General features: G+C 68.3%; 8 protein-coding genes. 1 reads left to right on the top strand and 7 read right to left on the bottom strand.

Features of this window, described 5'->3' with window-relative positions:
- A partial coding sequence (locus tag AX685_RS17125) for an acyl-CoA thioesterase (RefSeq protein ID WP_066490724.1) occupies positions 1 to 877 on the top strand: 877 nt, incomplete at its 5' end.
- Positions 878 to 889: 12 nt separating this feature from the next.
- On the opposite strand, the gene AX685_RS23385 is transcribed toward AX685_RS17125, so the two are convergent.
- The 7 genes from AX685_RS23385 to AX685_RS17090 all read right to left on the bottom strand — a co-directional run.
- Positions 890 to 1546 carry a methyl-accepting chemotaxis protein gene (locus AX685_RS23385; protein WP_066490732.1) on the bottom strand — a complete coding sequence of 219 codons (657 nt, stop codon included), beginning with the start codon at positions 1544 to 1546 and terminating at the stop codon, positions 890 to 892.
- A gap of 58 nt (positions 1547 to 1604) precedes the next feature.
- Positions 1605 to 2690 (bottom strand): catalase family protein, encoded by a 1086-nt coding sequence (locus AX685_RS17115; protein ID WP_066490722.1) that lies wholly within the window; start codon positions 2688 to 2690, stop codon positions 1605 to 1607.
- 65 nt (positions 2691 to 2755) lie between these two features.
- Positions 2756 to 3568, bottom strand: coding sequence for an SDR family NAD(P)-dependent oxidoreductase (locus tag AX685_RS17110; RefSeq protein WP_082741045.1), 813 nt, complete (start codon positions 3566 to 3568; stop codon positions 2756 to 2758).
- Between the two features lie 111 nt (positions 3569 to 3679).
- Positions 3680 to 4444 (bottom strand): SDR family NAD(P)-dependent oxidoreductase, encoded by a 765-nt coding sequence (locus tag AX685_RS17105; protein ID WP_066490726.1) that lies wholly within the window; start codon positions 4442 to 4444, stop codon positions 3680 to 3682.
- A gap of 71 nt (positions 4445 to 4515) precedes the next feature.
- Positions 4516 to 5571, bottom strand: a complete 1056-nt coding sequence (locus tag AX685_RS17100; protein WP_066490717.1) for a phosphotransferase family protein — start codon at positions 5569 to 5571, stop codon at positions 4516 to 4518.
- Positions 5568 to 6656 (bottom strand): Zn-dependent alcohol dehydrogenase, encoded by a 1089-nt coding sequence (locus tag AX685_RS17095; RefSeq protein ID WP_066490715.1) that lies wholly within the window; start codon positions 6654 to 6656, stop codon positions 5568 to 5570. The genes AX685_RS17100 and AX685_RS17095 overlap by 4 nt, the downstream gene beginning before the upstream one ends.
- Positions 6657 to 6691: 35 nt before the next feature.
- A partial coding sequence (locus tag AX685_RS17090) for an acyl-CoA dehydrogenase family protein (protein ID WP_066490711.1) occupies positions 6692 to 7926 on the bottom strand: 1235 nt, incomplete at its 5' end.

The following is a 7926-nucleotide window of genomic DNA, read 5'->3' as shown; positions in this document are numbered from 1 at the left end:
CACCCCCGCCGATCTCGCCGCCGACCTGGTGGACCTGCTCGACGTCGAGGAGATCGACACCGATCTGTACCGCGGGCGCCGGTCGCGCGGCGGCGTGGGGCGCGTGTTCGGCGGGCAGGTGATCGCCCAGGCGCTGCAGGCGGCGCAGCGGTCGACCGATCCGTCGGGCAAGATCGCGCATTCGCTCCACGCCTATTTCATGCGGGCGGGCGCGGAGGATCATCCGATCATCTACCGCGTCGTGCGCGATTTCGAGGGCAAGAGCTTCGCCACCCGCCGCGTCATCGCGATGCAGCGCGGCGCGCCGATCCTCAACATGGCCGCCTCGTTCCAGCTGCCCGAGGAAGGCTTCGCACATCAGGATGCGATGCCCGACGTCCCCCCGCCCGAGGAACTGCGGTCGGAGGCCGAGTTGCGCGCTGCCGACAGCGCCGGGGTGGACGAGAAATTTCGCCGCGCGCTGCTGCGCCCGCGCCCGATCGAGCTGCGCCCGGTGTTCCCGCGCCGCTGGGCCAGCCCCGTCCCGACCGATCCGGTCCAGCACAGCTGGTTTCGCATCGTCGCGCCGATCGGCAACGATCCAGCGGTCCACCGCGCGATCCTGGCCTATGCCAGCGACATGTCGCTGCTCGGCACCTGCATGTTGCCGCACGGCGTCAACTGGACCTCGCCGGGGTTCCAGAGCGCCAGCCTCGACCATGCGGTGTGGCTCCACGAACCGTTCCGCGCCGACGAATGGCTGCTGTACACGACCGACAGCCCCTGGGCCGGTCACGGCCGCGGCATGAACCGCGGAAAGATCTTCAGCGCCGACGGCCGGCTGATCGCCAGCGTCGCGCAGGAAGGGCTGATCCGCCTGCGCGAGCCGCGCGGCTGATGCCGGCGGGCGTCAGCCCGCGATCATCGCGCGTGCCCGCGCCGTCGCGGCATGGGTGTCGTTGGCCAGTTTCTTGACCTCGCTGGCCACCACCGCGAAGCCGCGCCCCGCCGCGCCCGCGCGCGCCGCCTCGATCGAGGCATTGAGCGCCAGCATGTTGGTCTGCTCCGCGATGCCCGCGATCGAATCGACCACCCGGCCCAGCTTGGTGAGCATCGCGTCGGTTTCGTCGCGCCGTTCGTCGGCGACCAGGCGATAGCGCGCGATCTCGCTCAGCTGCGAGCGCAGCTCGCCCTGCTGGCGGACCTCGTCGGTGATATCGGCCGCGAACTTGACGATCCGCTCGACCGTTCCGTCACGGCCCCGCACCGGGGTATAGGTCGCCTGCAACCACAGGTCGCGGCCGTCCGCGGCCAGCCGGTGGAACCGCCCCGCCTCGGCCTGCCCCGACGACAGCCTGCGCCAGAAGGCGGCATATTCGGGCGATCCGGCGTCCTCGCGCGCGCAGAAGATGCGGTGATGCCGCCCGACGATCTCCTGCAGGCGATAGCCGGCGGCGCGCAGGAACAGCGCATTGGCATTGCGGACGATGCCGTCTGGCGAGAATTCGATCACCAGCTGCGATCGGTCGATCGCTTCCCACAACAGATCGCTCTGCATCGCCACCATCACCACTGCTTCCGTGCCGAACGCGTGCACCCGCAACGGTTAACGCGCCGCTAAGCGATCACGCCGGCTCGACCATTCGTCCCGGTTCGTGGATCGGGCAGCCGTTCGCCCGCGCGCGAAACTCGGCGGAGTGGCGATAGGTGTCGCGGCGCGCGCGGTTGATGTTGCCCAACGGCTGGTGCGCCGCCAGCCCGGTCCACACGCTGAACCGCATTCCTTCGTCGACCGCCGCGACACGGTCCGCATCCCAGCTGTCCTGCGCCCGCGCCCGCACTACGCCGACGCGCGCGAACGGCGCCTCGGCCTCGTCCCATTCGACGGTCGCATCCTCGACCGGCTGGCGCTGCGGGTCGCGCGCCAGCTGGACACGGAATTCCCATTCGCCGTCCATCCGCTGCATCTCCTCGCGCACCGTCGCGCGGATCGCGTCGCGGTTCCCGGAGGTGTCGATGATCGCTCCATTGCGCTCGCGCAGCCCCGGCGCCACCGGCTTCAGGCTGAACTTGGCGATATGGTCGCCATATCGGAACGGCGTCGCGCTGTAATAGGTCTCGCCCAGCGGATCGACATTGGGCGCGCCGCCCAGCGTGCGGATCGCCGCGCTCTCGATCCCCACCGCGCTCAGCGCGCCGTTCACTCCGCGCAATACCGCGGACAGCATCTTCTTGCCGCCCTCCGCCACATCGGTCGTCTTCGCCAGCAGCTTCAGGTTGCCCAGGAACGCGTCGGCGCTCTTCGCCTGGAACGCGGTGGCGTTGACCATCACGAAATCCTGCGTGCTCCCCTCGGCACCCGGCAGCCGCTCGCCCGGAACCTCCAGAACCTTCATCGCCAGCCCGCGCGGCAGCGAGATCGCATCGTCCAGGATATCGCCCGGATTGGTCGACAGGCGCAGGAACACCTTGTGCTCGCCCGGCGTCGCGAACAGCCCCTGCGCCAGCTCGGGCGGCAGGTCGGCGTCGATCGTCAGCGTGCCCTCGATGATGCCGTGCGACTTGGCATGGACCGCGCGCACCGCATGGCCGTAATCCTTCGCGGTCGTCTCCAGGATCGTGTCGAACGTCTCGTTCAGCTGGCGGACCACCTCGGCCTCGTCTGGCTTCACGTCCTCGACGGCGGGGGTGTAACGGACGGGCGCGGCCATGATGTTTCTCCTCAGATCGCGGGAGAAACCCGTGTCAGCCGCGACCCGTTCCGTCGCGCGGTCCGCTACACCGCGGTGCGGCCATATTCCTGCTTGGTCACCGGGTGGCTCGACGACAGCCCGCCATCGACCGCGATCGCCTGTCCGTTGACATAGCTGGCATCGTCGCTCGCCAGGAACAGCGCCACCTTCGCCAGCTCCTCGGGCTGCGCACCACGGCGCAGCGGGTTCAGCCGGCCGACGCGGTCCATTTTGCCCGCGTCGCGCGCATAATCGAACGTCGGCTTGGTCATCCCCGTTTCCGTCAGCCCGGGGCAGATCGCGTTGACGCGCACGTTCGATCCCGACAGCTGCTGCGCCGACACCATCGCCAGGTTGATGACACCCGCCTTGGACGCCGAATAGGCCGGCGATCCCGCGCCCGATCGGATACCCGCGACGCTGGCGGTCAGGATGATCGCCCCGCCGCCTCGCTCGGCGATATGCGGCGCGGCATGCTTCACCGCCAGATACGGGCCGATCAGGTTGACGCGCAGCACCTCGGTGATGAGCGATACGTCGGTGTCGAAGATATTGGCCATGCCGCCCGAAATGCCGGCATTGGCGAACATCACGTCTAGCCCGCCGAACCGCTCGACCGCCAGCGCGACCGTCTTCGCCACGTCATCCTCGTTGCCCGCATCGATGCGGATCGCCTCGGCGGTGCCGCCGGCATCGCGGATCGCCTGCGCGGTGGCGTCGGCGGTGTCGTTGATGTCCGCCACCACCACGCGTCCGCCCTCGGCCGCGAACAGCGTCGCCGCCGCGCGCCCGATGCCCGAACCCGCGCCGGTGACGATGATCGATTTGTCCTGGAACCGCATTTCACCCTCCGTCATGCCGGGCTTGTTCCGGCATCCACCGGGCCGCGCGCGCCGGCGATGAATTCATGCGATGCGCCCGCCGCACGGTGGACCCCGGCACGAAGCCGGGGTGACGGACGCGGGGGTTCAGATCGTCACGCCGCCGTCGATCACCATCGTCTGCCCGGTCATGAACGCGCTGGCGGGGCTGGCCAGATAGACGACCGCGCCGGCGATCTCCTCCGGCTCGCCGATGCGGCGCAGCGGGGTGGTCGCGTTGCGCTCGGCCACCGCCGCCTCATCCTCCCACAATGCCTTGGCGAAATCGGTCTTGATCAGCCCCGGCGCGATGCAGTTCACCCGGATGCCGTGGCGGCCGTATTCGTGCGCCAGGTTGCGCGCCAGCTGCATGTCGGCGGCCTTGCTGATGCAATAAGCGCCGATCACCGTCGATCCGCGCAGGCCGCCGATCGAGCTGACGATGACGATGCTGCCCGCGCCGCGCTGCTTCATCTCCGGCGCCACCATCGAAATCAGCCAGTGGTTGGAGATGATGTTGTTGTCCAGGATCTTGCGGAACTGGTCGTCGGCGATCCCTTCCTGCGGCCCGTAATAGGGGTTGGACGCCGCGTTGCACACCAGCACGTCGATCCGACCGAACGCTGCGCGCGTCGCATCCACCAGCGCCTGCAACCCGGCCTTGTCGGAGATATTGGCCGCCACCGCGATCGCGGTCCCGGCCCCGAAACGCGCGTTGATCTCGCCCGCCACCGCCTCGCACGCATCCTGCTTGCGGCTGGAAATCACCACCTTCGCGCCCTGTTCGGCGCAGGCGATCGCGCTCGCCTTCCCGATCCCGCGCGACGATCCGGTGATGAGCACGACCTTCCCGGTCAGATCGAACAGCGACATCATCCCTCCTGGAGTTCCCGGGCATCACCCCAGCGCAGGCTGGGGTCTCCCCGTTTCTTGTGCGGCGCCGGCTAGGCCCCTGCCTTCTGCGCAAATCCCCACGCCGCATCCGCCAGCATCGGCACGCGCTTGGCGGTTTCCTCCGCACGCGCATTGCTGGCGGTGCCGATCAGCACGCGCTTCTTGATGCCTTGGACGATGCTGGCCAGCCGGAAGAGGTTGAACGCGAAATACCAGTCGAGCTGCGGCACGCCGTCGCGCCCGGTCCGCGCGCAATAGCGTTCCAGCATCTCCTCCAGGTGCGGAATGCCGGTGTCGGGACCGGTCAGCCCCATCACGCCCGATCGCCCTTCCGGTTCGGTCACCCAGCTCATCAGATAATAGGTCAGGTCCGCGATCGGATCGCCCAGCGTGCACAATTCCCAGTCCAGCACCGCCAGCACGCGCGGCTCGGTACCGGGCGCGAAGATCATGTTGTCGACGCGATAGTCGCCATGGACGATCGACGTGCGCGTCTGCTCGGGCACCGTGCGCGGCAGCCATTCGATCAGGCTTTCCATCGCGGGCATGTGCTCGGTCTCGGCACCGCGATACTGCTTGATCCAGCGCGATACCTGCCGCTCGAAATAATTGCCGGGCCGCCCGAACGTCTCCAGCCCGGCGGCGACATGATCGACATTGTGCAGGTCGGCCAGCGTGTCGATCATCGCATGATAATGGTCGCAACGCTGCGCCGGGGTCAGGTCGGGCATCGCGCCGTCCCAGATCGTCCGTCCGACGACCATCTCCATGACGTAGAAGGCCGAACCGATCACCGCATCGTCCTCGCACAGGCCGTATTGGCGCGGCACGGGGAAGCCGGTGGGGTGCAGCGCGGCCATCACGCGATGTTCGCGGTCCACCTGGTGCGCGGATGGCAGCAACTCGCCCATCGGCTTGCGCCGCAGGACGTAGTTGCGCGCCGGCGTCTGCAACTTGTAAGTCGGGTTGGATTGCCCGCCCGCGAACTTGGCATAGGTCAGCGGGCCTTCGAAGCCCTCGACATGCGCCTGCATCCACGCGCTCAGGCGATCGGTGTCGAGCCGGTCGCGCTCGGCGATCTCGGACTGAAGATTGCTGTCGGTCATGCGTCGAAGGTAATGACGCTGCGCGTCGCGTCGCCCTTGCGGAGTTCGTCGAACGCATGGTTGATCCGGTCGAGCGGCACGCGCTCGGCGATGATCGTGTCGAGGTCGAGCAGACCGCGCTGGTAGAAATCGACCAGCCGCGGGATATCGACGGGGAAGCGGTTCGATCCCATCAACCCGCCCTGCAATTTCTTGCCCGACAGCAGGTCCATCGCCGACAGCCCGACCTTTTCCGACAGCGGCATCATCCCCAGGATCGTCGCGGTGCCGCCGCGGCGCAGCACCGATACGGTGGTCGCCGCCGACTGCGGGCGTCCGACCGCCTCGATCGCATGGTCGACCCCGCCCTTCGACAGCTCGACCACCTCGGCCACGACGCCCTCGGCCAGCGCATCGAACGTGTGGGTCGCGCCCAGCTTCTCGGCGATCGCGCGCTTTTCGGGGACGGGGTCCAGCGCGATGATCTTGCCCGCGCCGGCGATCTTGGCGGCGTTGACCGCGGCCAGCCCGATCCCGCCGCATCCCACCACGCACACCGTCTCGCCCGGCGATACGTCGCTGGTGTTGAACACCGCGCCCGCGCCGGTCGTCACGGCGCAGCCGATCAGCGCGGCCCGGTCCAGCGGCATGTCGCGGTCGATCGCGACGCACGCATGTTCGTGAACCAGCATCATCTCGGCATAGGCGGACAGGTTCAGCATCTGGTTGACGACGCCGCCGTCCGCCAGCGTCAGCCGCGGCGCCTCGCCCTTGCCGCGCCGCGTCTCGCCGCTGACGCACAGGAACATGCGGCCGGTGATGCAGAATTCGCAATGCCCGCAAAAGGCGGACAGGCAGGTGACGACATGGTCGCCCGGCTTGACGGTGCGCACCTCGCTGCCCACCGCCTCCACCACGCCGGCCGCCTCATGCCCGGGGATCGCGGGCAGCGCGTGCGGATAGGTGCCGTCGACGAAATGCAGGTCGGACCGGCACACGCCGACCGCGCGCGTGCGGATCAGCACCTCGCGCGGGGCCGGCTTGGCGACGACGACGTCCGCCACCTCCAGCGGTTGTCGCGTCTCGAACAGGACTGCGGCCTTCATGTTTCGGTCCTCTCGCTATCGTCCTGCCGCCGCGCTTACCGGCTCACCCCGATATCGCCGCTCGACACGTCCGGCCCGCGGTCGTTCGACGGGCGCTCGGCCTTCCATTCGCCATGCTTGCCGAATTCGTTGCGGGCGATCGCACGGTTGTGGACCTCGTCCGGGCCGTCGGCGAAGCGCAGCGTGCGCATCGCGGCCCAGGCGTGCGCCAGCCCGTAATCCTCCGCCACGCCGCCGCCGCCATGCGCCTGGATCGCATCGTCCAGGATCTGCAGCGCCATGTTGGGCGCCTGCACCTTGATCATCGCGATTTCCTGCTGCGCGGCCTTGTTGCCGGCCTTGTCCATCATGTCGGCGGCCTTCAGGCAGAGAAGGCGCGTCATTTCGATGTCGATGCGCGCGCGCGCGATCCGCTGTTCCCAGATCGAATGGTCGGCGATCCGCTTGCCGAACGCGACGCGGCTCAGCAGCCGCTTGGCCATCTTCTCGATCGCGACCTCGGCGACGCCGATCGTGCGCATGCAATGGTGGATGCGCCCCGGCCCGAGCCGCCCCTGCGCGATCTCGAACCCGCGCCCCTCGCCCAGCAGGATGTTCTCCACCGGCACGCGCACGTTGGTGAAGCTCACCTCGCCATGGCCGTGCGGTGCATGGTCATAGCCATAGACCGACAGCATCCGCTCGATCTTCACGCCCGGCGTGTCCATCGGCACCAGGATCTGGCTCTGCTGCTGGTGGCGCGATCCCTCGAAGCTGGTCTTGCCCATCAGGATGCCGATCTTGCAGCGCGGATCTCCCACCCCCGACGACCACCATTTGCGGCCGTTGACGACATAATGGTCGCCGTCGCGCTCGATCCGCGTCTCGATATTGGTGGCGTCGGACGATGCGACCGCCGGCTCTGTCATCAGGAAGACCGAGCGGATCTCGCCGTTCATCAGCGGGCGCAGCCACTCCTCCTTCTGCGCCAGCGTGCCGTAGCGGTGCAGCACTTCCATGTTGCCGGTATCGGGGGCGGAGCAGTTGAAGCATTCGCTCGCCCATCCCACCCGGCCCATCTCCTCGGCGCACAGCGCATATTCGAGGTTGGTCAGCTGCGTGCCCTCGAATTGGAACGTGTCGTCGACATGCTGCTGGCCCGAATGCGGCGGCATGAAGAAATTCCACAGCCCCGCCTCGCGCGCCTTGGCCTTGACCTCCTCGATCACCGGGATCACCTTCCACGGATCGCCTTCGTGGTGCTGGCGGTCGTGCTCGGCCTGGCGGGGGG

The organism is Sphingomonas sp. CCH9-F2 (genome assembly GCF_001556735.1).
In the GTDB taxonomy this organism is placed as follows: domain Bacteria; phylum Pseudomonadota; class Alphaproteobacteria; order Sphingomonadales; family Sphingomonadaceae; genus Sphingomonas; species Sphingomonas ginsenosidimutans.
The sequence above is the reverse complement of the archived record's forward strand: the minus strand, read 5'-3'. Positions and strand labels throughout refer to the sequence as shown.

What these genes read in the sequence shown, in the direction of transcription:
- AX685_RS17100 (WP_066490717.1), bottom strand. Translation starts at nt 5,571, where the DNA reads ATGACCGACAGCAATCTTCAGTCCGAGATCGCCGAGCGCGACCGGCTC.
- AX685_RS17115 (WP_066490722.1), bottom strand. Translation starts at nt 2,690, where the DNA reads ATGGCCGCGCCCGTCCGTTACACCCCCGCCGTCGAGGACGTGAAGCCA.
- AX685_RS23385 (WP_066490732.1), bottom strand. Translation starts at nt 1,546, where the DNA reads ATGGTGGCGATGCAGAGCGATCTGTTGTGGGAAGCGATCGACCGATCG.
- AX685_RS17095 (WP_066490715.1), bottom strand. Translation starts at nt 6,656, where the DNA reads ATGAAGGCCGCAGTCCTGTTCGAGACGCGACAACCGCTGGAGGTGGCG.
- AX685_RS17105 (WP_066490726.1), bottom strand. Translation starts at nt 4,444, where the DNA reads ATGTCGCTGTTCGATCTGACCGGGAAGGTCGTGCTCATCACCGGATCG.
- AX685_RS17110 (WP_082741045.1), bottom strand. Translation starts at nt 3,568, where the DNA reads ATGACGGAGGGTGAAATGCGGTTCCAGGACAAATCGATCATCGTCACC.